Genomic DNA, 25,429 nt, shown 5'->3' with positions numbered 1-25,429 from the left:
GCGTTAATTCCTCACTCAAAAGACGCCGCATGGGCGTCGAGTTCAGCGGCGCTCAGGGCAAACACGCCCTGGCCGCCACGCTCGAATTCAAGCCAGATAAAGGGCACCTCGGGGAAGGCGGCCTCCACATGGCGGTCAGAGTTGCCGACTTCAACAATCAGCCAGCCTTCCGAGGTTAGGTGCTGGCGAGCCTCGCGCAGAATACGCCGCACGATATCCAACCCGTCGCTACCTGCGCCTAGCGCCAGCGACGGCTCGTGGCGGAACTCGGCGGGCATGGTGGCCAAGTCGCGCTCATCCACGTAAGGCGGGTTGGAGACGATCAGGTCAAAGCGCTGCCCTTCTAAACCGTTAAACACATCCGATTCCACGGCGCGTACCCGGTCGCCGACATCGTGGCGGGTAATATTCTGCCGGGCAACGGCCAGGGCATCCTGGCTGATATCCGCCAGGGCTACTTCGCAGGTAGGCAGCACTAGCGCTGTTGCAATGCCTATGCAGCCTGAACCGGTGCACAGATCCAGCACGCGGGCGGGCGGCTCTTCTGGGAACCACGCCGCAAAGCCATCTTCAATCAGCTCGGCAATCGGCGAGCGGGGAATCAGCACGCGCTCATCCACGCTGAAGGGGTGGCCCGCAAAAAAAGCCTCGCCCAGTAAGTAGGGCAGCGGGCGGCGGGTGGTAACGCGTTCGCGGGCGAGGCGAATAATGCGCTCGCGCTCTATGGGCAGCAGGCGCGCATCGAGCACTGCCGGGTCAACGTTCCACGGCAAATGTAGCGCACCTAAGCAGAGCGCAACGGCTTCATCCCACGGCGATTCAGTGCCATGCCCATAGTGCAGCCCTGCTAAATAAAACTCACTAGAGACCCAGCGTAAGTAATCGCGCAGTGTAAAAAGCTCGCTCACCAAGGCCGACTCTGGCAACGAAAGCATTGAGTGGGAGGTCTCATCATTAAGAGGCGTGGTCACAGCGGCTCCTGGCGTATAAAAGTTATTATGCGATTGTACCTTTGACGCCGCCTGGTTCACAGCGCATGGTTCACTCGCATGCGCTTCACAGCTGCGGTTAACGGTAGCCGTTCACAGTAACGACAGTCTCGCTATACTGTGTGCTTCTCTATTATGCTTATCTGCTAACACTTCTTTTTTATTTGAGCCGACTATGACGCGACACCTGCCCAACGACGACGATATCAGTGTTTTTCGCCAAGCACTGCAAGCAGCAGGCGTTCGCCGTATTGCCACTAATCAAGCTGACCCTGGCAAACCCAAGCGTCAAACGGACGCTGGCGAAGCGCGCCGCCGCGCGGCGGTCGAGAGCAACACGCTGCAAACCAGCGGGCGCACATCCGACGGCCGGGTAGAAGCCGTACGCCCGTCAGAGTATTTGGAGTTCAGTGTGCCCGACCTGCCCTGGCGAACGTTTAGCCAGCTCAAGCGTGGCCAAACGGCGTGGCAAGCGGGTTTAGATCTACACGGCTATACCTTGGAAGAAGCAAGGATTGAGCTTGAAAGTTTTTTACGTGACGCCGCCGCACAGGGCATGCGCTGCGTGTTAGTCGTGCATGGTAAGGCTTGGGGCACCACCTCAGATTTTCCGGTGCTTAAAAGCCATACCAATGCGTGGTTAAGAGAGTGGCCTGGCGTGCTGGCGTTCTGTTCCGCCACCGAACTCGATGGCGGCACCGGGGCGGTATATATTTTACTGCGTAAGCGCGGCCACTAGCCGTGGTTATTCCGCCGCATCGGAGGCAATGCCGGGCATGCGACGCTCCAACGCCTGATCAGCCAAGTGACGACCTAAGCGGATCAACTCATTCGCACGGTGGAACTCATACGTACTGCACACGGTTTTGGGTATTTCGATCAAAACATCCGGCGGGTAGCCCGCTACCTTATACTTCGCCAACGCTGCCTGGGTGATATCAAACGATTCAAGAATCATATCGAGCTTGCCCCACTCGCGCTTACCGCGAAGGTCTACCGTTTCATCGTCGTCGCTCCCGTCACCGTTACTAACCCCCAGGCCGTCCCACAGGCGGCGGGTGGTAGCGCGCACATCGTCCATCCAGCCGCCAATGTTCGCATCGCGACTCCGCTCTAACGCGGTGCGGCTGTCACCATTCTCTTGTTGAGGCAGTAGCTCCTCCAGCGTGACCGGCTGCGGGCTGTGGGCGGTGACGTTTACCGCCACCACGAAATCTGCCTCATGGGCCGCGAGAATTGGCATCATTGGTAGCGGGTTGAGCAACCCTCCGTCAACTAACACCTGCTCGCCAAGATGCACCGGGGTAATAACACCCGGCACGGCTATAGAGGCACGGATTGCCTGGAGTAAAGGGCCATTTTGAAACCACACTTCACGCTGACGAACCAGATCCGTCGCTACGGTTGTCACAGGGATAGGCAAATCTTCGATCAGCCTATCGCCGACCAGCTCTTCTAGCTTGCTCATCACTTTATTGGCACGCATAGCCCCCATGGGGCTCCAGGTCACATCGACCAGCTTGAGCACGTCTAAATAATCCAGGTTGCACACCCACTCCCGGTATTCAGGCAGCTTGCCGGCGGCATAAATACCGCCAATTAACGCTCCCATGGAACAGCCGGCAATCGAAATAATCTCGAAGCCTCGCGCTTCCAACGCTTCAATCACGCCAATATGCGCGTACCCCCTAGCCCCTCCGCTACCCAATACCAGTGCCACCTTATTACCACCCTTCAAGGAGCTGCTTGCCACAGGTGCTTCAACAACATGCGCTACTTTCTTCATCATCATTTTCCTAACGCGAGCCATCAGGTACCCGCTACGCTTGCTGACTAATGGTGCTGGCCACGTGGTGAACCGCCTGAGGTTCAAGATGCAGGTGATGGCCCCCTGCCAGCACATGGCGCGTTAAGTTTGGCACCGCCTGGCGCGCTTGTTCCGCCCAATTTCGCTCGCCCAAAATGCCCTGTTCCCCTTCTATCAATAGCACCGGTGCTTGAATGTCTGCCAGTAATGCCAACACCTGCTGGGGCGTAAAGCGCACCAAGGAAGGTTTTAATAAACGGCTATCGGTACGCATTTGCACATGCCCATCAGCCGTCGCCTGGGTGTTACGTTCCACAAGTGGCGTGGCGGTGATGCTATCCAGCGGCGTGACACCACCGGCTACCCGCGCGGCGACCGCACTCTCAACATCAGGATAACGAGGAGGACGGGAAAGCGGCCGCCTATAGGCCACTAACCCTTTGCGTAGTTGGCTGGCCGTCTCTTCAGCAGGTGTGTTGAGCGCGCCTAAACCGTCTAATAAAATGAGCTTATCCACCCGCTCGGGCAGAGCCGCCGAGACGAGGCACGCTACGGCGGCCCCCATCGAATGCGCCAGCAACGTCGTTTTTTCGATCGCTAATGATTCCAGGGTATCCAGCACATCATGGGTATAGTCCCAGAGTGCATAATCGCTTTCTGCAGGCGCATGAGCCGAATGTCCGTGACCGCGGAAATCAATCGCCACGATGCGAATATCTAGCGCATTTACTAACAGCGGCGCCAGCCGGCTGAAGCTTGCTGCGTTGTCTAGCCAGCCATGCAGTGCTACCCAGGTAGGCGCCGTGCTACGCCCCCAGCTAAGTGCCGCCAGCCGCCCATTCGCCAGGGAAAGCGGTTGCGCAGCCGTACCGACGCCGGTCGATTCATTCATAAGCAGGTTCTCTTTAAAGCCGGATAACCAAGCAATGTTATATACGTCAGATGACGCTCTAGGGCGTAAACGTTACCATGCTAAGCGCAGCGCATCTGCCGCTTTTATACGGCGATCGCTCGCGTGCTGCTGCTACTTTGTAATGCGCTTAACGATGATAACCAACAGGAAAATGACTATGAACCCACGTCGTGACACCCGTGCTCGCAATCTTGTGTTCTTGATTACCGTGATCAGTGCATTGGTGGTTGGCCTGTGGCTGGCCCGCTAAGCCACGAGTTCCCGCTGAGCCAATCGCCGCCCGACGTCCAGCTTTGAACATCACTTGCAATTTTTCACCCATGAATAAATACTGTATATAAATACATTATTTATTCATGAGGATGTCGATGATGTCATCTCCACCCACCCCTTCAGCAGCAAGCATGTTGGCAACGAGCATGGTTGCAACAACCTTGCCGTTAACCTCCCAGCCGTTGCCATTTCCAACGCTATACGGCCGCGCTGGGTTTAGCGGCTTCCCTTCGCCTGCTCAGGATTACGAGCCGCGCACGCTTGATCTCAACGAGCGGCTAATTAAGCACCCTACCCATACGTTTTACCTCACCGCCACGGGTGACAGCATGGAAGACTGGGGGATATTCGACGGTGACTTGCTAGTGGTAGATCGCAGCATACCGCCCCGCTTAGGGCATATCCTGGTCGCCATGTTGGAAGAGGAAGTGCTGATCAAGCGTTATGCGCTCTATCAAGGCACGCCACACCTTTGCTCGGCACACCCTCACTACCCGCCATTGCCGCTAGAAGAGACAAATTGCCAGCTATGGGGCGTGGTGCGCGCCGTCATCCACGAGTATCTGCCATGATTGGCCTGGTTGACGCCAATAACTTTTATGTTTCCTGCGAGCGTGTATTTAATCCTGCGCTTGAAGGCAAACCCGTTGGCGTAATGTCAAACAACGACGGCTGTGTGATTGCCCGCTCGGCCGAAATGAAAGCGATGGAAATCCCCATGGGTACTCCCTCCTTCAAGCTGGAAGGGTTGCGCCGACGAGGAGCGATTCACCTGTTGTCATCTAACTACGAGCTGTATGGCGACATGTCCGCACGTCTTACCCAGCTACTGCAAGATGCTTGCCCAGAGGTCGCGCCTTACTCTATTGATGAAATGTTTATCTATCTAGACGGCTTCAGCGACGCGCAATGCCAAACGCTTGGGGAAGCCGTACGCCGCCGTATTCGCCGCTATTTAGGGCTTCCCGTATGCGTCGGACTGGCACCTACCCATACGCTCGCCAAGCTCGCTAATCACGTTGCCAAAAAGCAGCCTTACTACCAAGGGGTTTGCCTACTCACGGCCAATAGCCCAACCACTAAGGCGCTGCTGAAACAGCTGCCGGTGAATGAGGTATGGGGTGTCGGCAGACGTATAGCAGAACGGCTCGCGGTAAGTGGCATTCGCACGGCATGGCAGTTACGGGAGTGCGACCCAAAGCAACTTCGCAAACGATTTTCAGTAGTACTGGCGCGTACAGCGATCGAGCTACGCGGCACCCCCTGTTTGGAAATGAACGCACTAGAAGAGCCGCGTCAGCGTATTATGACATCGCGCTCATTTGGACAAGCCACCGGCATCAAAGCGGAACTGCACGCAGCCCTGCGCCGCCATGCCCAGCGTAGTGCTGAAAAGTTGCGCCAGCAAAAAAGCCTTACCCGCGCTGTGTTGCTGTTTCTAAACACCAACCGCCACCGCAAAGACCAGCCTCAACTTTCTCCCAGCGCGATGATTCCCCTAGCATCACCAAGCGACGATACCCGCGTTATTTTAGAGGCCGTACGCGAGGGGCTTGAGCAGATGTATCGGCCGGGGTTTCAGTTTATGAAAGCCGGCGTCATGTTGTTGGATTTAGTGGATGCGCAGCAGTATCAACTTTCACTGTTGCAGACTCCCACCAAGGCGCATCCGCACTTGATGAATACCGTTGACGCTATTAATCAGCGCATGGGGCAAGGCACGATTCGTTTTGGTATGACAGCGGCAAAAGCACCGTGGCAGTTGCGCTGCGCGCATCGTTCGCAGCGCTACACCACGTGCTGGGAGGAGTTAATGGAGGCAGGCACTCACCCCGGCGCGATTGCCGCCGCCAGGGTGAAGCGTGAACAGCAGCGGTTAGCGCAAGCGCACCGCTTGGCGCAGCCGCGGGCTTAACGCCTCGCCGGCCAGCGCAAATATTACTAAGATCGCCAGTAGTATCGGCCAGTGAGCAGCAAACGACACTGGGTAAAGGCCCAGCGCGTCGACAAAAATAACCAGAATACCTAGCGGACTAACGTAACGCACCATGGCGAGCCAAAGTGCATAAGGCAACGGCGCAAGGCCCAGCTCGTCGCGGAAGGTTTCGCTTTTCAGCACAAACCCTGCCAGCAGCACCATACCTAGGCCACCCAGTGGCATCATCCAGCGCGAGGTCAGGTAATCCAACCAGTCAAAGACGTTTTTACCGGCTAGAGTCCAATCAGCACCCAGGTTAAACGACAGCATTGCCAGCGTGCTGATCAGCCATAGCACGATACCCGTCGCCCAAGAGGCAGACTTGCGATTCATACCTTTGTTGTCGCATAACCACGACACCGTGGCTTCCACCATCGAAATAGATGAGGTCAGCGCCGCCATTGAGAGCATCAAGAAAAACAGAATGCCGAATAGCGTGCCCATTGGCATCGCCTGGAAGGCCAGCGGCAGGCTCATAAAGATCAGCCCCGGCCCTTCACCGGGGTTCATGCCATTGGCAAAAATCACCGGAAAAATCGCTAACCCCGCCATCAGAGCCACGACGGTATCAGCAATGGCCACGCTTACCGTGGTACGCCCAATCGAAGCACCTTTAGGCAAGTAGCTGCCGTAGGTCAGAATCGCGCCGGAAGCCAACGACAAGGTGAAAAAGGCGTGGCCCAACGCCGCCAACATGCCTTCACTGGAGAGACTTCCGGCGTTAAACGAGAACAAAAATCTCACAGCTTCGCCGAACCCACCGGAAAACACACCGAACACAATCAGCAGCACAAGCATGAGCACTAGCCCAGGCATCATCCAGCTGACGTTTTTCTCGATGCCTTCCTGAACGCCTTTCCCCACAATTACCATCGTGAGCACCGTCACCAGCGTGCTCCAACCGCCCAAAATGAACGGATTGGCATTATTGGCCCCGAAAACCGCCGCCATGTCGTCAACGCTGCCGCCCGCCAAGCCACCGGTGAACATTTTCCATAAATAGGAGAACGACCAGCCTGCGACCACGACATAAAACGACAGAATCATAAAACCGCACAGCATCGCCATCCAACCAATCAGCGACCAGGCAGACGAGCGGCCAGACTCATTAACAACACGCCTTATCGCGTCAATCGGGCTGCCGCGACCACGGCGTCCAAAGGCAATCTCGGTCATCATCACCGGCACGCCGACGGCTAAAATGCACGCCAGATAGACCAATACGAACGCCCCGCCGCCATACTCCCCGGTGATATAAGGGAACTTCCAAATATTGCCAAGCCCCACCGCCGACCCGGTGGCTGCCAACATAAAGCCCCAGCGGCCTAGCCACTGAATGCGAGGTTGCTCAGTAGACGCCATGTCCTTCCACCCTATTTGAAAAAAGGCACCTATCCTAGAGGATTTTTTATCTAAAGCCCAAGCCTCTATTACCACAAGACGCCTGCCAATTAGGCTACTTGGAGTGCTTTTGCTTCTGCATCTAGCCGCTGGGCAGTTTGATCCACCTTTCTTAACCACATCAAGAGCAGCGCCCCTAGCGCAACAAAGCCGCCTGCCAACCACAGTCCCAACGAGTAATTACCTGACGCCTCTGCCAGCATACCGGTAAGCGCGGGAGCAAAAATTTGCGCCGCGCCGTAAGCCAGCGTCATTTGCCCCATTAACTTGGCAGGACTAGAGGGGTAGAGCCTGCCCGCCATCGTGAGCACTAAACTCACGCAGCCCAAAAAGGTACCGCCGTAAAGCACCGCGCTCAGTAGTACCCCAGGCAGGCTGGAAGTCATGGCAGGCAGCACAATGCCCACCACCTGTATCCACATCGCCACGCTTAACGCCCCCAAATAACCGATGCGCCGCGCCACCAAATCCCACAGCATTACCGCAGGCGCCGCTGCCAGCCCAACCAACGCAAATGCCCAATTACCCGCACCCGCCAGCAACGGCTCGCGCTCGACAATCGTGACAATAAAGGTGGCGCTAATCACATAACCGTAACCGGCACAAAAATAGGCCGGCAGCATCAGCCGCATAAAGGTACGCGAGGGAGGATGGGCAGGCGCTTCATGAGCCGTGCTTGCACCAGGCAGCGGCTTCACTGGGCGGGGCAGCCAGCGCCAAGCAGGCACCAGTAGCACCGCCCCCAGAACGCTAAAACCCCACCACTGCGCCTGCCAGTTTAACGACAGCTTCAGCATCAGCTCGACCGCCAACGCCGCCACCACAATACCAATGCCCACCCCAGCAAAGTGAATACCCAGCTCGCCCCGCTGCTGGTGCTGAATCAACCAATGAAGAATTAACCCCGAGGCCAATAGCATCGAGCCACTGCTGGAAAGCCCCGCCAAAAAGCGCAGCCCCGCCCATAGCCAGAAGTGTTCGGTTAGCGCCATTCCCGCGGTGGTCAGCACCGCTAAGATCAAACCGATTCTGAACAGGGTATCTTTCAGATGAATACTGCGAATAGAGGCTGCTAATACCGCCCCCAGCATATAGCCTGCGTAGTTTAGCGCCGCTAACCAGCCACCATCAGCATCACCTATCCAACTCTGCTGCTGCATCACAGGGAGTAACGGCGTGTAAGCAAAGCGGGCAACGCCGATACACAGAATTTGGCTAAAAACACCCGCCAATAGCACTTTAAAGCGCTGCGCGCGCAAGCTAACCGTCGGCATATATGCTCTCTCTTTGTAATAACGTCTATGATGAGTAAGGTGCTAATGAATAGCTGGCTATCTTCTATAATACGCGGAAAGTAGCGCTGCACCATCGGCTAAACGTGGCATGTTGATCAGCGCATCCAAGCCAATAATCTGGCAGACTAAGGCGTGATGACTACCACTAATACGGAGAGTGCTTACATGAGCGATAGCGCCAAACCCTGGACACAGCCAATGCCTGACGCGCAGTTCAACGTAATGCGCGATATTCTTGCCGCCCCCAGCCCTGTCGGTCTGGAAGGCGCTATGACCTACGGCGTACTGAAGCCTTACTTTGAAAGCTTCGCGCCGAGCGACTGGCATCTTCATCAATTTAAAGGCAATGCAGGTGTCGTGCTGGACACCCATCCTGGCCGCGATGACATGTTTACAGTGATGATCATCGGCCACGCGGATAAAATCCGCATGCAGGTTCGTTCGATTGGTGAAGACGGCAAGATCTGGATCAATACCGACTCCTTCCTGCCGACCGTACTGATCGGCCATGAAGTGAAGCTGTTTAGCGAAGACCCAGATGCCCCCGGCAGCTACCGCTGCATCCAAGGCGGCACAGTAGAAGCCCTGGGCGCTATTCACTTTTCTGACCCCGCCCAGCGCGATGGCAGCAAAGGCATCAAAAAAGAGCAGATCTACTTAGACCTGCAGATTCACGGCGAAAATAAAAAGCAGCAGGTGCTAAACCTCGGCGTTCGCCCGGGTGATTCGATTATTTTCGACCGGCCTATTCGTCCTGGCTTTAGCCCAAACACCTTTTACGGTGCTTACCTGGATAATGGCTTAGGCTGCTTTGTTACCGCAGAAGTGGCGAAGTTAATCGCCGAATCAGGCGGCACCAAAAAAGTACGCGTACTGTTTGCCATTGCCAGCTACGAAGAGATTGGCCGTTTCGGCAGCCGCGTGATGGCAGGTGAACTCAAGCCAGACGCACTGATTGGCGTCGACGTTAACCACGACTACGTAGCCGCCCCCGGTATTGGCGACAAGCGGATGCAGCCGCTGGAAATGGGTAAAGGCTTCACCATGGCGGTCGGTTCTATTGCTAGCGAACAGCTCAACCGCATCATTGCCAGCGCCGCCAAAGAGCAGGATATTCCCCTGCAGCGGGATATCGTCGGCGTGGATACCGGTACTGACGGCATGGCGGGCGTACTCGCTTCTATTGATAGCGCGGCAACCTCCATCGGTTTTCCGATCCGCAACATGCACACCATCTCTGAAACCGGCAACACCCAGGATGTGCTCGCAGCGATTCATGCACTGACTCACACGCTCAAAGCACTGGATGCGCTGCCTGATTTACAGCGGGAATTTCTAGACAATCACCCACGGCTTGATCAGGCCAACCCACTTACTCACCAAGGCAGTGATAAGCCTGAAAGTGACAAGCCTGACAGCAACAAATCTGAAAGCGATACGCCTCCTAACAGCGCAGACAAAAAACACACAAAGTCTAAAAAAACAAAGAAGAAGTAGCATAAAAAAACCCCGGCCATTTCTGGCCGGGGTAGTAGAATTTCCTCCTTAATCCTTCTTCATGAACCTCCTGTTCATGCATCCCTGGTTTAACAAGCGCTCCTTGCTTAATTTTGCTCCTTCGCACCGCTCCTTGTGTTGTTACTCACCATGAACCTTCAATATGTCAAAAACATTAATCTAGGATAACAAACCCTATATTTTTATGATTTTACCGTGCGCACGCAAACTGTCCGTTAGTCTGTTTACAAACATGGCGAATAACGAGATGGCTGCTTATACTTTTAACGCATCAATCACCATCGATGCCGTTCGACACGGACGTTACCACGCCTGAACCCATCAACCCCTCGCGTTAGGAGGTCAGCGTGCGACACATCATGATTAGCCCAACAGTGCACGGCGTGGATTTTATTTGCCGACACTGCGGCAATGCAGAATCCGCCACCACGTCGTACTTAAATCGTTTTCGTCTTGAAGGCTCGGGTAAAAACAGTGCTACGCTGCGCTGTATGAACTGCCAAACGGCTGTCTCTACCCCCATGAGCACGCTCAGCGCCCTGTTTTATCATCGCGCCAGCTAATAAATGAAAACGTTGAGCCATAAAAAAACCCCGGCGGTCCTGGCCGGGGTTTGATCATCTCCTCCTTGATCTTTTTCACGAACCTCCTGTTCATGCGTCCTTGTACATCGCAAGCATTCCCTACCTGCACGTCCTTGTAACGCTTTCCCTGCGCTATGTGCACACAGTGAAGCCTATAGCCGCTGAGTTATCTAACCTAAGCTATAAAACGGTAAATAGTTTTAGGTGATGGCTCATTTAAGCCATCAGATTAGCTTGCAGTGGCTTAAGCCAAAAACATACAATCACGTACGTTTGCAAAACCAAAAGGATATCCCAGTGACGACTCTCGTTTCTCGCACAACGCAACGCGCTTCTCAACGTAAGTGTATGACTCCATGGCTAGCGGCAGCTTTCGGCATCGCGCTAGCCGCACCCGCCTGGGCAGACAGCTGGGAAGGCAGTATCGGAGCAGGCGTCACCTACTCACCTGATTACCTGGGCAGCGATGACTATGACGCACGTGCCTGGCCCGTTGTTAACCTGGCATACGGCGACCAGCTTTCGATCAACGTACGCAACGGGATTGAATGGCACGCTATTCGTCAAGGCAACTGGACGGCCTCACCATTTATTGGCTATACCTTTGGGCGGGATAATAAGGGCGATATCAGCCAATTTGAAAAAGTCGATGGCGGGGCAACGTTAGGTTTACGAGTCAGCTATCAGCAAGGGTTTTGGCGTTATAGCGTTGCAGGCAGTACGCCAGTAAGCGGCGATGTAGAAGGGGCAAAATTTTCAGCCAATGCCGCCTTGCGCATGCCGGTTAGCGAACGGACGCTCTTTACCCTAACGCCTAGCGTGACCTATTCAAACGAGAAATGGACCGAGTCGCTGTTTGGTGTGTCGGTGCAAGACAGCGTGCGTAGCGGCGTGGCGGCCTACTCACCCGATAGTGGTTACTGGCGCATGGGGGCCAACGCTAGCCTAAGCTACTCCCTGACGCCTGAATGGACAGCCACCGGCTTTGTGGGCGCAACGTATCTCACTGGCAGCGCTGCCGACAGCCCTATTGTTGATGAGCTAGGCAGCGAGTGGCAAACCCTCACAGGGGTAACACTCAGCTATCGCTTTTAAAAAATCGGGCGCTTTGACGTTGCCCCTGCGTCGCTAAATCAATCAAAACGGCGGGCACTGTGGCCCGCCGTTATGGTTACTCACGTAAATAGGCGTACTGTTTAACGCGCCAGCCACGCCACCAGTGCTTCTGCGGTAGCGGCGGAGGAAGGCGGGTTTTGCCCGGTAATCAACTGGCCGTCTTCACGCACATACGGCGTAAAGTCGTCTGCTTTGCTGTAAATGCCGCCACACTGCTGCAGCGCATCTTCCACTAAATGCGGCACGATACCTGTCAAGCCGACCGCCTCTTCTTCGCCGTTAGTGAAGCCTGTCACCTGACGCCCTTTCACCAGCGGCTCACCACTGCTGTTTTTCGCATTAATTAACACGATGGGTGCATGGCATACCGATGCCACTGGCTTACCCTGCGCAATAAAGTTTTCAATCAGCTGGATAGAGTCTTGGTCGTTAACCAAATCCCACAGCGGGCCATGACCACCTGGATAGAACACCGCATCGAAATCATCGGCACTCATATCGCTAAGGCGATGGGTGGCCGCTAGCGCCGCATTAGCCTCACCATCTTGCTTAAAGCGCCGCGTTTCGTCGGTTTGGCTATCGTCTGCGTCACTTTTCGGGTCCAGCGGCGGCTGCCCACCTTTCGGCGAGGCAAGCGTAATATCAGCCCCCGCATCTTTAAACACATAGTACGGCGCGGCTAGCTCTTCCAGCCAAAAGCCGGTTTTTTCACCCGTATCTCCTAACTGATCGTGTGACGTTAGTACCACCAAAATACGCTTGCTCATCTCATAACTCCTAATTGTGAAGAGTGCGATAGCGTCTTGCGTTACCTACCTTACCTTGGGGCGTGTTTTCGTGGTTGCAAGGTAAAGCACCTTAGATAAGATAGCTCGGTGAACTTCTTTTTTAGATTAACGAGCACGTCGTGAGTATTGAAGCGCGAGAGTTTTACCGCCGTGGGCCCATGCACCGCTCAGCGCGTGCCAGCAGCTTTGCGCTAATTCGTCGCCAGTTCGATTTTCGTTCCATTGAAATCGGCCGCTGGGTGACCACCGCCGAGCGCGACCGCGCTGCTGAGCTTTTTCACGATGCACTGTGCGATTTAATGCTGATCCTGCGCGGCAATGAGGCGCTGATTTCACTGCGTGGTTCGATAGCCCTGCAGTACGGCAGCGGCGGCAGGCCCGGCGTTTCCGCTCATTACGACCCCAGCCAGCGCTGCTTTTCGCTCGCTAAAAATGCGGGGCCTGGCAGCATTGCCCATGAATGGTTCCACGCGTTTGATCACTACATTGCTCAGAAGTGTTTTCATAACGTACCCACTAGCGCCTTTGCCTCGGCGGCATGGCTATCGGATGCAGCTCCGATTCCCCACCCGCTCAACCAGCGCTTACTCGCCTGCTTTCATGCTATTCTGCTTCACCCCGACGGCCAGCAGCCCAGCGCGCTTTTCAACTACTCCGCTGCTATGGATAAAGCCCAGGGCCAACTCTATTACAGCAAACCAGAAGAGCTGTGCGCCCGAGCGTTTGAAGCCTTCGTACAGGACGCCACCATCAAAAACCACTTCCTGGTAAACGGCACCCAAACCTCCCCCGAGGCAGAGCACGGCCTATACCCACAAGGTGAGCAGCGCGAACGCATCAATGCGCTATTCGGCAACTATTTTGCCAGCTTGGGGAGAGCGCTCAGCAAAGAGAGGCCTTCATAAAACGCGGGATGTGCGAAACACACCAATGACGACTACGCTTCAATGACATTCGTATCTCAAAGGAAGAGAAAAATGCCCTCTACCACTACCATTGTCGTTATTGTTGTTGTGATCGTCGCCGTCGCAGGGATAGGTTTCAGCGGCATCCTTCCCTTTTGATGGGAGCTACCTACTAACCTTGGCCACCACATCGCTAGGTACTCATTAATTAAGGGTGTGCGCGGAGTGTGGCCAGGGCTATTTTGAATCTAACGACCAAAAGCGTACATGTGGTGTTTTAGCGCCCATGACAAAGCTAGGGCATCTAGCTGAGGCCGCAGGCCGAAACACCAAGCGAAATGCCGTCTCCCCCTCCTACTCGCGACCCAGACCCAGACCCAGACCCAGACCCAGACCCAGACCCAGACCCAAAATCTTGCACACCATTTATTGTTCTAAAAAAGTCAGGCATGAACAAAAAAGCGCAAATGACTATTTGGTTGCAAATAAAAAGAATTATCATTAGTATTTGCAAAGAAGCCTGATGATACTTCAATCATCAGTAATGATATAAAGATCAACATACAATGAGGTTCTGTATGAAACGCATTTTTGTTTTGATTCTGGGAAGCTTAATGAGCAGCGGCATTGTTTTGGCAGATGAGCAGAATCGCCTGGACCATTTTGAGGGAGCCTCTTCTGAAAATCTCACGCAAGCGCTGGAAAATCTAACAGAAGGCAATCAACAGCTCATTCAGCTTCTAAACGCTGAAACTCTCTCCAACGAACAAATGGGAGAGATTCATATGCTGACCTACACGCTTGAAAATGCGCTTCAGCGGATAGATCAAGAAGTCGAAACGATGGCCGTATCATTGGAAGAAGTGCACCTGGGATCTGAAACGCTGGATCAAGAACGTGTTACCACGAATGCTGCCGACTATCTGCAAGCCTCTACTCTTCTGACCCAGTAGCGCATGATCTCAGCCCCCCACTTGATAGGGCATCCATTGCACAGATAGGCAGATCGAGAGAGCGTCCCAACCTACACCCGATATAGATAGCGGCTAAATTATTTGCTTCTGCTCAATCAAAGCCAACGAAATCGTACGGACTGGGCGGTAAGTGGTGCACAAATGCTAGTCACGAAAAAGCCCGCTGATTTCTCAACGGGCTTTTTCTGTATTCTGTGGCGGAGAGGGAGGGATTCGAACCCTCGAAGCCTTTCGACTTACACACTTTCCAGGCGTGCTCCTTCGACCACTCGGACACCTCTCCACTTTTTTGCTCGGTTGAGAAGGCGTTGCCTTTCCCAACAGAACGGCGCATATTCTATGGTCTAAGGCCCAAAATAGCAAGCCTTTTAAAGATTTAAGCAACGGGCAGCACGGCGTAGCGCCCGCTGGCTTCCAAGCAGAGTGTGTCACCGCAGTAGAGCTGCTGAGTCAATTCAATGCTGCCTTTGCCCCGCGCGTTAAGCTTTTCCGCGAGCTGCCCAGGGCCTTGGGGATCGTTGGGGGTGCAAATAATGCGGTAGTCGACCGTGACTGGCGCAAAAAAGCGCTGGCTGGCTTCGGCCACCACCACATCTTGCGCCCGCCTCTGGGCACGCAGCCATAGCGTTACCCAACACCAGCCTTGCAGCGTGGTTTGTGCCGTTAGCGCACCGCCAAAGCCTGTGCCCTTGTCGTTTAGGTTAGGGGTGAGCGCCAGTTGCCACGTCAACGACCCGCCCTCTTGATCGGCGCTTTGGGACATGCCCTGAATTCCCAGTGCACCCACCATGGGAATCGCTTCCCCTAGCCACTGCTGGAAAGCGACAAGATCTTCCTGGGTCTCAGGGAGTGGCAATCGGGGGTACGGCACTCCAGGCTGACGTGGCTGGCTCATCATGCGCTCCTCGTTAATCCCAACGCTCTACAAAGTCTTCCACATTGTGCTGAGGTAGCGGTTTATGGCGACCTGCGAGGCTACCCAGATAGATAAACGCGACCACCTCGTCATCTTCGTCTAGCGATAAGCCTTTACGCACCACGGGGTCAAAGGCGTAATTACCACTGCGCCACATGGCGCCCAACCCTAACGCGTGGGCAGCTAATAAAATGCCGTGGGCCGCACACCCGGCTGAAATGACCTGCTCCATTTTCGGCACGCCCGGAATCTCCGGAGTGACTTTAGCAATTACCGCAATGATCATCGGCGCACGCAGCGGCTTTTTACGCGCGGCATTTAGCGTATTATCGCTAGCGCTGGGGTCTTCTTGAAACTCCGCTTCCGCGAACAGCTCGCCCAGGCGCTCGCGCCCTTCACCGACAAATTCGATAAACCGCCAGGGGCGCAGCTCTTTATGATCCGGGGCGCGCAGCGCCGCCTGGTAGATAGCGCTGAGCTGGTCGACACTGGGCGCGGGCTCGGTGAGTTTACCCATCGAGCTACGTTCGTGAAGCAGCGTGAGTGCGTCCATTATGACTCCCCTTTTATTCATCGTTGAGCGCTAGGTTAGCGCTTTTGGTTACTGCCTAGCTAGACGCAATGGGCTGGGCGGCGTTAATCCCGGCGTTGCTCGCCATGGGCTGATATCCAGTCCGCCACGACGAACATAGCGGGCCAGCACCAGCAGCTCTTCAGGCTTAACCTGCTGCATCAGGTCGGTAAAAATATGCTCGACACAGTGCTCGTGAAAGTCCTGATGCTGACGATAACCGATTAGGTAGCGCAGCAGCCCTTCACGATCGATTTTAGGGCCTTTATAGCGAATTAATACGCTACCCCAGTCGGGCTGGCCGGTGACCGGGCAATTAGATTTAAGCAGATGGGAATACAGCGTCTCCTCGACGACCTCTTCACTGACTGCCAAATGCGCTGCGCTGGGCGTGTAATCGCTGATGTCGATATCCAAGTCATCCAGGCACTCGCCCGGCAGGCGCTGGGGGGCAAGTGCGCTGTCGTCGACACCCAATAGCTCTACGCTCACGTCGGCACCCGCCGCAGCGGCCAAGTCGCGAACAAGCACACGTTGCACCGCCTCTCGGCTATCAAAGCGCGTCTGATTTAGGCTATTGAGATAGAGCTTCCAGGATTTGGACTCAATCAGGTTAGGCGAATCAGCAGGCAAGCGAAAACGGGCAACCGCCACGGTGGGTTTACCACGACCATTCAGCCAGGAAACTTCAAACGCATGCCACTCATCTTCGCCTACAAACGGTAGCTTACCCTCTTCAATGCCCAGCGGAGCACGGTTCGCAGTACGGGGGATAGGATACAGCAGCCCAGCGTCATACTGCTCTGGGTAAGCGGATTCGCGCCCCAAAGGCGCGTGTTCTAGGGTATCGGGGCGGTCTGCCATGACGAGTTTGCTCTCTTGATTAGTAGCGTATCTACTTAGCGCCCTCTACCGGGCGTTATCACACGTTTAACTGCGGATGCCTTTACCGCGCTCTAGCATGGTCAGTGCCACCATAAACAGCACCACAATAAAGGCAAGAATTGCCATTAGTGCCCAAACGACCGGAATATCAGAGACGCCTAAAAAGCCGTAGCGGAAGACGTTCACCATATAGAGTATGGGGTTGAGCATGGAGACGCCCTGCCAGAAATCGGGCAGCATCGAAATCGAGTAAAACACGCCGCCTAAATACGTCAGCGGGGTCAAAATAAACGTCGGCACGATGGAGATATCGTCGAATTTATTAGCAAACAGCGCATTAATAAAGCCGCCTATGGAAAACAGCGCCGACGTCAGCACAACAACCAGTACCGTGAGCAGTGAGTGCTCAACCGTTAAACGGGTAAAAAACAGCGACACCAGCGTGACAATTAACCCCACCCCCAAACCACGGGCCATACCACCCAAAATAAAGCCGGACAAGATTACCCAATTGGGCATGGGAGAGACCATCATCTCCTCAATAGAACGCTGAAACTTATTGGAAAAGAAGCTAGAGGCCACATTGGAGTAGCTGTTGGTGATCACCGACATCATGATCAGCCCCGGCACAATGAAGTCCATGTAGCTGAAGCCGTCCATATCGCCGATGCGCGAACCAATCAGATTACCGAAAATAATGAAGTACATCGCCATGGTAATGGATGGCGGCAGCAAAGTTTGCGGCCAAATCCGCGTGAAGCGCTTGATCTCTTTAAGCACTAAGGTCCACAGCGCGATGAGGGTTTGCGTTGCATTCATGCCTGAGCCTCCTGCTGCTCGCGCTGATCAATCGCTTGTTGGCTGCTTTCCACCATGGAAACGAACATCTCCTCTAAGCGATTGGCGCGGTTACGCATGGACACCACGTTTAGCCCCTGTTCGCTTAAAGCACTGAACACATCGTTAAGCTGTTGGCCCTTATGGATGACTAACGCCAGCTGAGAAGGCTCGATCTGCTGCACCTCAAACCCTTCGATAACGGGTGCTTGCTCTACCGGGGCGGACAGGTCGAGCAAGAAGGTTTCAGTATTTAGCTCTGTTAGCAGTTCACGCACGCTGGTGTTACGCACAATTTCGCCTTGATTGATAATCGCGATATTGCGACACAGGCTCTCAGCTTCTTCAAGATAGTGCGTGGTAAGAATGATAGTAGTGCCTTCATCGCGGTTAATACGCCGCATATATTCCCACATACTGCGGCGCAGCTCGATGTCGACACCCGCCGTTGGCTCATCAAGAATCAGTAGTTTTGGGCGGTGCATCAGCGCACGGGCAATCATCAAACGACGCTTCATACCACCAGAAAGCATACGCGCACTGCCGTTGCGTTTATCCCATAACCCAAGGTCAGTGAGCAGTTGCTTAGCTCGTGGCAACGCCTCTTTGCGGGTCATTCCGTAATACCCCGCCTGGGCCAGAATGATATCAATCACCTTTTCAAACTGATTGAAATTAAACTCCTGGGGCACCACGCCAAGCTGGTACTTGGCTTTGGCGAAGTCTTTGTCAATATCGATGCCAAAAATCGACACCTTACCGGCGGACTTCTGCACCAGCGAGCAGACCACCCCTAGGGTGGTCGACTTACCCGCTCCGTTAGGCCCTAACAAAGCAAAAAAATCGCCCTGCTGGACGTCTAAATCAATACCTTTTAACGCCTGAAAGCCGTTGCCATACACTTTTGTGAGGCCACGGATAGACAATGCCGGTTCGGCCATGAATATGTCCTGTCAGCAAATGGGGAGCACAAGAAAAAAGAGCTGGATAAGAGGATATCGGGGCATCCGTATGTTTTTTCAAGCCGCTTGAAAGACAGCCACGCAGAAATATCGCCAACAGATGTGCGATATGATGTTCAAAAATAGATAGAAAAATAAGAAAGAGACAAGAAGGAGGGTGTTTGTTTGGAGCGGGAAAAGAGATTTGACCGGGCTGGCGCTCCAGCTCTCGACCCTTAGCACCTATGTAAAACCGTTGTGTGGAGCGGGAAAAGAGATTCGAACTCTCGACCCTCGCCTTGGCAAGGCGATGCTCTACCACTGAGCTATTCCCGCGTACAACAAACGGTGCTACGAAAAAGTGCGAGATGGCGTCCCATAGGGGGTTCGAACCCCTGTTACCGCCGTGAAAGGGCGGTGTCCTAGACCACTAGACGAATGGGACACTGTAAGCATATTAAATGCTTGGAGCGGGAAAAGAGATTCGAACTCTCGACCCTCGCCTTGGCAAGGCGATGCTCTACCACTGAGCTATTCCCGCTTAACCTGCATTTCCTGCATTTCTCGCAATCGGATTGGCGTCCCATAGGGGGTTCGAACCCCTGTTACCGCCGTGAAAGGGCGGTGTCCTAGACCACTAGACGAATGGGACGCAGTAAGCATAATAAATGCTTGGAGCGGGAAAAGAGATTCGAACTCTCGACCCTCGCCTTGGCAAGGCGATGCTCTACCACTGAGCTATTCCCGCAGTTCCGATTACCTTGACGACGTTATGACCGCTTGCTCTATTAGAGTAAGTGGCGTCCCATAGGGGGTTCGAACCCCTGTTACCGCCGTGAAAGGGCGGTGTCCTAGACCACTAGACGAATGGGACGTTTCATTGCCTCGTCGAGGTGGCGCGTATATTACTCAGCGCGTCTCAGTGTGTCAAGCACTCTCAAATCGAAACGTACTACTGTCACTCTGATGAGGGATACGATAGCCTGATTAGCACGCCTCTGATTAACGGTAACCGGAGGGAGAGGAGAACCCCATGGCGAAAATAGAAAAATCCCCTGACGAATGGCGCCAGCAGCTCACCCCAGAGCAGTATCGGGTTGCCCGAGAGAAAGGCACCGAACGGCCATTTACCGGCGACTACCAGGTGAGTGACGCACAGGGCATTTATCACTGCGTATGCTGCCACGCGCCGCTATTTGAAAACGAGCACAAGTTTGATGCTGGCTGCGGCTGGCCAAGCTTTGATCGCCCGTTGGGTAAACGCTGCGTAGAGGAGCATCGCGACACCACCCACGGCATGATTCGCACCGAGGTGGTCTGCTCCCATTGTGACGCCCACTTAGGCCATGTCTTTCCCGATGGCCCTCCAGACACCACTGGCCTTCGCTACTGTATAAACTCAGTTTCGTTAGAGTTTCATCCCGACGAGTAATTGTTAGCCAAAACGAAGCACAGCAAGGCGGGCACCATCTGTTAGAATGGCGGCCCGCTTTTTTATGCTCGTATTTTTGTGCTTGTAGGAGAAACCCATGCTCGGCTGGTTCCCCGGACATATGAACAAGGCCCGCCGTCAGATCAAGGACGCGCTGCCGGAAATTGATGTGGTGATAGAGGTGCTTGACGCGCGCCTGCCCTATTCCAGCGCTAACCCAATGCTGGCCGAGCTAACCCGCCATAAACCGGTACTCAAAATACTCTCGCGTGCTGATCTTGCTGACCCAGAGCGCACCGCTGAGTGGGTGGCTTATTTCGATGCCCAGGAAGACACCCGCGCCCTGGCCATTACCACCACGAACACCCGCGAATTAAAGAAAATCCCTAAACTGTGCCACGAACTGGCCGGGGCGGTGCGCGCGGATCGCGATGTACGCGTCATGGTAATGGGCATTCCTAACGTGGGTAAGTCAACGCTGATTAACGGCCTGGCCGGGCGTAAAATTGCCAAAACCGGTAACGAACCTGCGGTCACTAAGCGCCAACAGAAAGTGCGTATTGATGGCCGCGTGGCGCTGATTGATACCCCAGGCGTACTGTGGCCGAAAATTGAAGATCAGGCCAGCGCTTACCGCCTCGCCGCCAGTGGGGCTATTCGGGACACCGCCATCGAGTATACCGATGTCGCCATTGTCGCCAGCGCGGAGCTTGCCAAGCGCTATCCGCAAGAGTTAACCGCTCGCTATAAGCTAAAAGCGCTGCCTACCTATGAAGCGCCAGCGGCTACCAATGTTGATGCTGACGGCCCTGAAAAACCAGATTTTCTAGCTATTGCCGGCTTCGATGGCCAGGCCATATTAAAGGAGATCGCCGGAAAGCGAGGCGGCCTGCGCCCTGGTGGTGCAGTCGACCTACACCGCGGCGCCGAAGTACTGCTCCATGAGCTGCGCGATGGCAAGCTTGGTCGGATTACGCTAGAGACTCCCCATGACATTCCGCCCCCTGTAGTGCAAAACGACCAAGACAGCCCGCTACCATCCGACGCATAATGGGCGAATAATCAGCTACTTCTAATGGCCACTGGACACTTTTGGATAACGCACCCCATGGACACCCCGCAGCCTAGAGAATCACACACGCTTAAAAAATCGCACAAACTGCACAACGTTTGCTATGACATTCGCGGCCCGGTACTCGACCACGCCAAACGCCTGGAAGAAGAGGGGCAGCGAATTTTAAAGCTCAACATTGGCAACCCAGCACCGTTTGGTTTTGAAGCACCGGAAGAGATTCTGCAGGACGTGATGCGCAACCTGCCCACTGCCCAGGGCTACTGTGATTCCAAAGGCCTCTACTCTGCCCGTAAAGCGATTATGCAGGAGTGCCAGCGCAAGCAGATTCCTGGGGTGGGTATCGAAGATATCTATATTGGCAACGGTGTTTCCGAGCTGATCGTCATGGCCATGCAGGCGCTGTTGAACGATGGCGACGAAGTACTGATCCCAGCGCCGGACTACCCACTGTGGACGGCGGCTGCCCACCTTTCTGGCGGTCACGGCGTGCACTACCTGTGCGATGAACAGGCCGACTGGGCCCCGGACATCGCCGATATTCGCGCCAAAGTCACCAGCCGCACTCGCGCCATTGTGATTATTAACCCCAACAACCCCACCGGCGCGGTGTATCCACCAGAAGTAGTGCGGGAAGTGCTGGATATCGCTCAAGAGCACAACTTGGTGGTGTTCTCCGATGAGATCTACGACAAGATCCTCTATGACGGCATTGAGCATACCGCCACCGGCGCACTAGCAGACGATGACCAGCTGGTGATTACCATGAACGGGCTCTCCAAAAGCTACCGCTGCGCGGGCTTTCGCTCTGGCTGGATGAGCATTTCCGGCACCTTGGCCAAACAGCGGGCGAAGGACTTTATTCAGGGCCTTACCATGCTGGCCTCAATGCGGCTATGCGCCAACGTCCCCGCCCAGCACGCCATTCAAACGGCGCTAGGCGGTTATCAGTCGATTAACGATCTGATTCTGCCCGGCGGGCGCTTGCTGGCACAGCGCGACATTACCGTTGAGAAGCTAAACGCGATTCCCGGGGTCTCCTGCGTAACACCCAAAGGCGCGCTCTATGCCTTCCCGCGGCTAGACCCCAAAGTCTTCAACATCAAAGATGATCAGCAGCTAGTGCTGGATTTGCTCTTACAGGAAAAAATCTTGCTTGTTCAAGGCACTGCCTTTAACTGGCCAGAACCTGACCACGTGCGCATTGTCACGCTGCCCTGGGCTGACCAGCTGGGTGATGCACTGGACCGCTTTGCTAACTTTCTGTCGCGCTATCGTCAATAAATTCACAGGCTTGAAACTGCTTCCAGCTACACGTATCTAAGCAATCACTCTAAAACTGCTTTTAAATGCTTTAAGGAGAACCTTAACGATGATGCGAATTCTGCTTTTTCTGGCTACCAACTTAGCGGTTGTGCTGGTGGCCAGCTTTACACTGCGCCTATTCGGTGTAGAAGGCTACCTACGCAGCCAAGGCATCAACTTCACCAGCCTACTGCTGTTCTGCTTTATTTTCGGCATGGTGGGGTCGATGATCTCGCTATTCATTTCCAAATGGATGGCTAAACGCAGTACCGGCACGGTCATTATCGAAACGCCCTCTAACGCTACCGAACAGTGGCTGGTAGATACTGTCGCAGAGCTTTCCCGAGAAGCTGGCATCAAAACGCCAGAGGTGGGTATTTTCCCGGCCCAGCAGTCCAACGCGTTTGCCACTGGCTGGAATAAGGATGATGCCTTAGTGGCGGTCTCTGCAGGCTTGTTAAACCGTATGCGCCCTGAAGAGGTACGCGCGGTACTGGCGCATGAGATTGGTCACGTGGCTAACGGCGACATGGTAACGCTGGCCCTGGTTCAAGGCGTGGTGAACACCTTTGTTATGTTCTTCGCCCGCGTCGTAGCGCATTTAGTCGATAACTTCCTGAAAAGCCGCAGCGATGGCGAGGGCGGACTGGGGTTCATGGGCTACTTTGCGGTAGTGATGGTCGCAGAAATAGTTTTCGGCATTGTCGCTTCCGCGATCGTGGCTTGGTTCTCACGCTTCCGTGAATACCGCGCAGACGAAGCTGGTGCCCGCCTAGCCGGTACCGGCGCGATGGTTAATGCCTTGGCACGCTTAAAAGCAGAAACGGAACTACCTGACCAAATGCCTGACACCATGCGCGCCATGGCAATCACCAAGGGCCAAACACGCTCTTTGGTTGAGCGCCTGTTTGCTAGCCACCCACCGCTGGATGATCGTATCCGTGCGCTGAAAGAAGCCGCTTACCGCCAGTAAGCAAAACGCTTAATACACTACGCCAAGGCCCGCATCTGCGGGCCTTGTGCGTTTAAATCACCTCTTTAATGTGCCTAATCTAGACACAGCGCACTTGAAAACCCGCCGCCTGAAGGGACGGCTGTAAAGCCACCGCGTCTTTTTCTAACGTCACGCTCAGCGTGGCGAACTCGCGGCGCAGCGGGTAGTTGGCGCGGCAGCTATCAAAGCCCTTGGCAATCCCCTGGTGCATCACCTGACGCTGCAACGCATCGTGGTCACGGCGCACGTCATACACAGCACGCACGCACAGCCGAAGCGCCTCTTCCACCGGCAGCGCGCGCTGTAATGTGAGTGAGGAAAGTGCCGGCGGTGGGCAGAGTTCGCTAAAGGGCATGGCACTGGGCTGGCCTAACTGCTCTGCCAGCGCTTGTTGGATCATCCAGGTACCCCGCAGCTTGCCATCCAGACTGTGCCCGGCAATATGCGGCGTCGCAAGCGTCACCAAGTCCCGCAGGCCAGCATCAATTTCCGGCTCGTCTTCCCATACGTCCAGCACTGCGGTGAGATCGCCCTTCCCCGCCAACCGGCTGCGCAGGGCCAAGCCATCAATGCAGTCACCTCGTCCTGCGTTCAACAGCACCGTGCCTGGGGTCAGCTCGTTGATACGCTGAGCGTTAAGCAGTTGATACGTTGCATGGGGCCCTTGCTTCACTAGCGGTGTATGCAAGCAAATAACGTTACAGCGCTCAATCAGCGTATCCAGCGCAACAAAACCATTCTCTCCTTCCTGCTCGGCTCTTGGGGGATCGCACACCAAAACGTCTACACCTAACGCCTGCAAGCGGCCTTTCAAACGGCTGCCCACGTTGCCTGCTCCGACGATGCCCACGGTGCGCTCCAGCAGCGGCAAGCCTTCTCGCTCGCTCACCGTCAGGAGGCTGCTCAGCACGTAATCCACCACGGCCTCAGCATTGCAGCCTGGGGCGCTGGCAAAGCCAATATTGCGCTCAGCCAAATAAGCAAGATCAATATGGTCGGTGCCGATAGTGCAAGTGCCCACAAAGCGCACCTGGCTTTGCGCCAGTAGCGCTTGATTCACCTGAGTGATTGAGCGAACAACCAGCGCATCGGCATCGCGGATGTCAGCCGCACGTATCTCACGGCCTGGCAAGCGGTGCAGCACACCCAAGGAGCCAAAACAGGCGTCGGCGGCAGGGATATTGGCGTCGATTACAAGTTTCATAGGCGTTTTGATATCCGGGCTTTACAATACCCCGCAACAGCTTGATACGCAGGCGTGTTTGAGGGTCATTTAAGGAGAGTGTTGTGATCGTACGCTGGGAAACCGACCATGACTATGTGTTGGTGCATATTCACCAGGATATGTTTGGCGACTGGATTTTTAGCCGTGCCTGGGGGCAAATTGGCACTCAGTTTGGCGGGCTAAAACACCAGTTGGCAGACACTCGAGAACAAGCGCAAATGTGGCTGGAGGACGAAGCCACAATTCAGTCCTCCCGCGGCTTCCGCAAGGTGCTAGAAGCCGCTGATCACACGCCAGAGGGCCAAGAAGCCATGCGCCAGCTTTCGCTACTTGATGCCCTGTGAAGTCCTGCTAGCCTAAAAATCGTCGCCCGTTGCGCTGGTGTGCGCCCACAGGCGGCACGTGAGCAGGCGGTGACGTCATCGCCTCTAGCGCCGCTTTATCAAGCCAGCCACGCGCTTGTAGCCAAGCACTGAGGCGTTCTAAATCAAACCCTCGATCTAACTCCTCTCCTTCGCTGTCCACCAAGACGGGAATACGCACTCCGTAGCGCTCAACAAGAGCGTCGTCATCGCTAATCTCGATGCGATGCAGGGCTACCTCTTGGTTAGCCAGCGTGTTAACCAGCGCCTCAAGCTGAGCGCAAAGGTGGCAACCGAGGGTGGTATAAATCGACAGATGAATCATGACCGACGCTCTTCTTCTGATGA

At 54.8% G+C, this 25,429-nt stretch carries 26 protein-coding genes and 7 tRNA genes; 13 read left to right on the top strand and 20 right to left on the bottom strand.

The annotated features are described in order from the left end of the window. Positions 1-11: 11 nt before the first annotated feature. A complete protein-coding gene (gene prmB, locus LG301_RS04700) occupies positions 12-935 on the bottom strand; it encodes a 50S ribosomal protein L3 N(5)-glutamine methyltransferase (protein ID WP_404475171.1) in 924 nt (307 codons plus the stop codon). Between the two features lie 229 nt (positions 936-1,164). Here prmB and LG301_RS04695 point away from each other — a divergent pair, with 229 nt between their 5' ends. After that, positions 1,165-1,728 (top strand): Smr/MutS family protein, encoded by a 564-nt coding sequence (locus LG301_RS04695; protein ID WP_404473877.1) that lies wholly within the window; start codon positions 1,165-1,167, stop codon positions 1,726-1,728. A 6-nt stretch (positions 1,729-1,734) separates the two neighbouring features. On the opposite strand, the gene LG301_RS04690 is transcribed toward LG301_RS04695, so the two are convergent. Together LG301_RS04690 and LG301_RS04685 are read right to left on the bottom strand one after the other, a co-directional pair. Further along, complete coding sequence (locus LG301_RS04690) at positions 1,735-2,775, bottom strand: patatin-like phospholipase family protein (protein WP_404473876.1); 1,041 nt, start codon at positions 2,773-2,775, stop codon at positions 1,735-1,737. A 34-nt stretch (positions 2,776-2,809) separates the two neighbouring features. Then, the gene (locus LG301_RS04685; RefSeq protein ID WP_404473874.1) at positions 2,810-3,688 is read right to left on the bottom strand and encodes an alpha/beta fold hydrolase; all 879 of its coding nucleotides are present in this window, start codon (positions 3,686-3,688) and stop codon (positions 2,810-2,812) included. A 440-nt stretch (positions 3,689-4,128) separates the two neighbouring features. Here LG301_RS04685 and LG301_RS04680 point away from each other — a divergent pair, with 440 nt between their 5' ends. Next, entirely contained in the window at positions 4,129-4,554 is a 426-nt protein-coding gene (locus tag LG301_RS04680; RefSeq protein WP_404473872.1) for a LexA family protein, read from the top strand. Then, a complete protein-coding gene (locus LG301_RS04675; protein WP_404473870.1) occupies positions 4,551-5,897 on the top strand; it encodes a Y-family DNA polymerase in 1,347 nt (448 codons plus the stop codon). The genes LG301_RS04680 and LG301_RS04675 overlap by 4 nt, the downstream gene beginning before the upstream one ends. Here LG301_RS04675 and LG301_RS04670 read toward each other — a convergent pair. Both LG301_RS04670 and LG301_RS04665 read right to left on the bottom strand, forming a co-directional pair. Then, entirely contained in the window at positions 5,859-7,322 is a 1,464-nt protein-coding gene (locus tag LG301_RS04670; protein ID WP_404473868.1) for a sodium-dependent transporter, read from the bottom strand. The genes LG301_RS04675 and LG301_RS04670 overlap by 39 nt on opposite strands. An 89-nt stretch (positions 7,323-7,411) precedes the next feature. Then, positions 7,412-8,635: a YbfB/YjiJ family MFS transporter gene (locus tag LG301_RS04665; protein WP_404473866.1), complete on the bottom strand. Its 1,224-nt coding sequence runs from the start codon at positions 8,633-8,635 to the stop codon at positions 7,412-7,414. A 186-nt stretch (positions 8,636-8,821) separates the two neighbouring features. Here LG301_RS04665 and LG301_RS04660 point away from each other — a divergent pair, with 186 nt between their 5' ends. From LG301_RS04660 to LG301_RS04650, 3 genes are all read left to right on the top strand, one after another. Further along, positions 8,822-10,153, top strand: coding sequence for a M20/M25/M40 family metallo-hydrolase (locus LG301_RS04660; RefSeq protein WP_404473864.1), 1,332 nt, complete (start codon positions 8,822-8,824; stop codon positions 10,151-10,153). A 368-nt stretch (positions 10,154-10,521) separates the two neighbouring features. Next, on the top strand, positions 10,522-10,737 hold the full coding sequence (locus LG301_RS04655) for a hypothetical protein (protein ID WP_404473862.1): 216 nt from the start codon (positions 10,522-10,524) through the stop codon (positions 10,735-10,737). Positions 10,738-11,106: 369 nt separating this feature from the next. After that, on the top strand, positions 11,107-11,853 hold the full coding sequence (locus tag LG301_RS04650) for a MipA/OmpV family protein (protein ID WP_404473860.1): 747 nt from the start codon (positions 11,107-11,109) through the stop codon (positions 11,851-11,853). A gap of 101 nt (positions 11,854-11,954) precedes the next feature. Here LG301_RS04650 and LG301_RS04645 read toward each other — a convergent pair whose 3' ends face one another. Further along, positions 11,955-12,641 (bottom strand): type 1 glutamine amidotransferase domain-containing protein, encoded by a 687-nt coding sequence (locus tag LG301_RS04645; RefSeq protein WP_404473859.1) that lies wholly within the window; start codon positions 12,639-12,641, stop codon positions 11,955-11,957. 140 nt (positions 12,642-12,781) lie between these two features. Here LG301_RS04645 and LG301_RS04640 point away from each other — a divergent pair, with 140 nt between their 5' ends. Both LG301_RS04640 and LG301_RS04635 read left to right on the top strand, forming a co-directional pair. Further along, the gene (locus LG301_RS04640; protein WP_404473857.1) at positions 12,782-13,567 is read left to right on the top strand and encodes a CLCA_X family protein; all 786 of its coding nucleotides are present in this window, start codon (positions 12,782-12,784) and stop codon (positions 13,565-13,567) included. Between the two features lie 578 nt (positions 13,568-14,145). Further along, positions 14,146-14,520, top strand: coding sequence for a DUF6746 family protein (locus LG301_RS04635; RefSeq protein WP_404473855.1), 375 nt, complete (start codon positions 14,146-14,148; stop codon positions 14,518-14,520). Between the two features lie 216 nt (positions 14,521-14,736). Here LG301_RS04635 and LG301_RS04630 read toward each other — a convergent pair. The 12 genes from LG301_RS04630 to LG301_RS04575 form a co-directional block, all read right to left on the bottom strand. Next, positions 14,737-14,824: transfer RNA gene (locus LG301_RS04630), tRNA-Ser, on the bottom strand. Positions 14,825-14,917: 93 nt separating this feature from the next. Then, positions 14,918-15,436, bottom strand: coding sequence for a YiiD C-terminal domain-containing protein (locus tag LG301_RS04625; RefSeq protein ID WP_404473854.1), 519 nt, complete (start codon positions 15,434-15,436; stop codon positions 14,918-14,920). A 13-nt stretch (positions 15,437-15,449) separates the two neighbouring features. Continuing rightward, positions 15,450-16,010: a nitroreductase family protein gene (locus LG301_RS04620; RefSeq protein WP_404473852.1), complete on the bottom strand. Its 561-nt coding sequence runs from the start codon at positions 16,008-16,010 to the stop codon at positions 15,450-15,452. A gap of 48 nt (positions 16,011-16,058) precedes the next feature. Next, the gene (gene queF, locus LG301_RS04615) at positions 16,059-16,892 is read right to left on the bottom strand and encodes an NADPH-dependent 7-cyano-7-deazaguanine reductase QueF (protein WP_404473850.1); all 834 of its coding nucleotides are present in this window, start codon (positions 16,890-16,892) and stop codon (positions 16,059-16,061) included. Between the two features lie 66 nt (positions 16,893-16,958). Continuing rightward, positions 16,959-17,732 carry an ABC transporter permease gene (locus tag LG301_RS04610; RefSeq protein WP_404473848.1) on the bottom strand — a complete coding sequence of 258 codons (774 nt, stop codon included), beginning with the start codon at positions 17,730-17,732 and terminating at the stop codon, positions 16,959-16,961. Beyond that, entirely contained in the window at positions 17,729-18,691 is a 963-nt protein-coding gene (locus LG301_RS04605) for an ABC transporter ATP-binding protein (protein WP_404473846.1), read from the bottom strand. Before LG301_RS04605 ends, LG301_RS04610 begins: the two co-directional genes overlap by 4 nt. 261 nt (positions 18,692-18,952) lie before the next feature. Further along, positions 18,953-19,027, bottom strand: a tRNA-Gly gene (locus LG301_RS04600). A 33-nt stretch (positions 19,028-19,060) separates the two neighbouring features. Then, positions 19,061-19,136, bottom strand: a tRNA-Glu gene (locus LG301_RS04595). A 21-nt stretch (positions 19,137-19,157) separates the two neighbouring features. Further along, positions 19,158-19,232 (bottom strand) — tRNA-Gly (locus tag LG301_RS04590). A gap of 35 nt (positions 19,233-19,267) precedes the next feature. Continuing rightward, positions 19,268-19,343 (bottom strand) — tRNA-Glu (locus tag LG301_RS04585). A 21-nt stretch (positions 19,344-19,364) separates the two neighbouring features. Then, positions 19,365-19,439: transfer RNA gene (locus tag LG301_RS04580), tRNA-Gly, on the bottom strand. 50 nt (positions 19,440-19,489) lie between these two features. Beyond that, a tRNA-Glu gene (locus tag LG301_RS04575) sits at positions 19,490-19,565 on the bottom strand. A gap of 159 nt (positions 19,566-19,724) precedes the next feature. Between LG301_RS04575 and msrB the strand changes: the two genes are divergently transcribed. The 4 genes from msrB to htpX all read left to right on the top strand — a co-directional run bounded on the left by msrB (position 19,725) and on the right by htpX (position 23,473). Continuing rightward, complete coding sequence (gene msrB, locus LG301_RS04570; protein ID WP_404473845.1) at positions 19,725-20,123, top strand: peptide-methionine (R)-S-oxide reductase MsrB; 399 nt, start codon at positions 19,725-19,727, stop codon at positions 20,121-20,123. Between the two features lie 97 nt (positions 20,124-20,220). Beyond that, complete coding sequence (gene ylqF / locus LG301_RS04565; RefSeq protein WP_404473844.1) at positions 20,221-21,174, top strand: ribosome biogenesis GTPase YlqF; 954 nt, start codon at positions 20,221-20,223, stop codon at positions 21,172-21,174. A gap of 57 nt (positions 21,175-21,231) precedes the next feature. After that, complete coding sequence (locus tag LG301_RS04560; RefSeq protein ID WP_404473842.1) at positions 21,232-22,479, top strand: pyridoxal phosphate-dependent aminotransferase; 1,248 nt, start codon at positions 21,232-21,234, stop codon at positions 22,477-22,479. Positions 22,480-22,567: 88 nt separating this feature from the next. Then, positions 22,568-23,473: a protease HtpX gene (htpX, locus tag LG301_RS04555; RefSeq protein WP_263065567.1), complete on the top strand. Its 906-nt coding sequence runs from the start codon at positions 22,568-22,570 to the stop codon at positions 23,471-23,473. A gap of 79 nt (positions 23,474-23,552) precedes the next feature. Here the strand turns inward: htpX and pdxB are convergent, their stop codons facing one another. Next, positions 23,553-24,698: a 4-phosphoerythronate dehydrogenase PdxB gene (gene pdxB, locus LG301_RS04550; RefSeq protein ID WP_404473841.1), complete on the bottom strand. Its 1,146-nt coding sequence runs from the start codon at positions 24,696-24,698 to the stop codon at positions 23,553-23,555. 83 nt (positions 24,699-24,781) lie between these two features. Between pdxB and LG301_RS04545 the strand changes: the two genes are divergently transcribed. Then, positions 24,782-25,063, top strand: coding sequence for a hypothetical protein (locus tag LG301_RS04545; RefSeq protein ID WP_404473839.1), 282 nt, complete (start codon positions 24,782-24,784; stop codon positions 25,061-25,063). Between the two features lie 7 nt (positions 25,064-25,070). Here the strand turns inward: LG301_RS04545 and LG301_RS04540 are convergent, their stop codons facing one another. After that, complete coding sequence (locus LG301_RS04540; protein ID WP_404473837.1) at positions 25,071-25,406, bottom strand: glutaredoxin family protein; 336 nt, start codon at positions 25,404-25,406, stop codon at positions 25,071-25,073. Between the last annotated feature and the right edge of the window lie 23 nt (positions 25,407-25,429).

It is taken from the genome of Vreelandella venusta (assembly GCF_044809155.1).
Classification (GTDB): Bacteria; Pseudomonadota; Gammaproteobacteria; order Pseudomonadales; family Halomonadaceae; genus Vreelandella; species Vreelandella venusta_B.
Note: the sequence above shows the minus strand (reverse complement) of the source record. Positions and strands in the feature narration are given on the sequence as shown.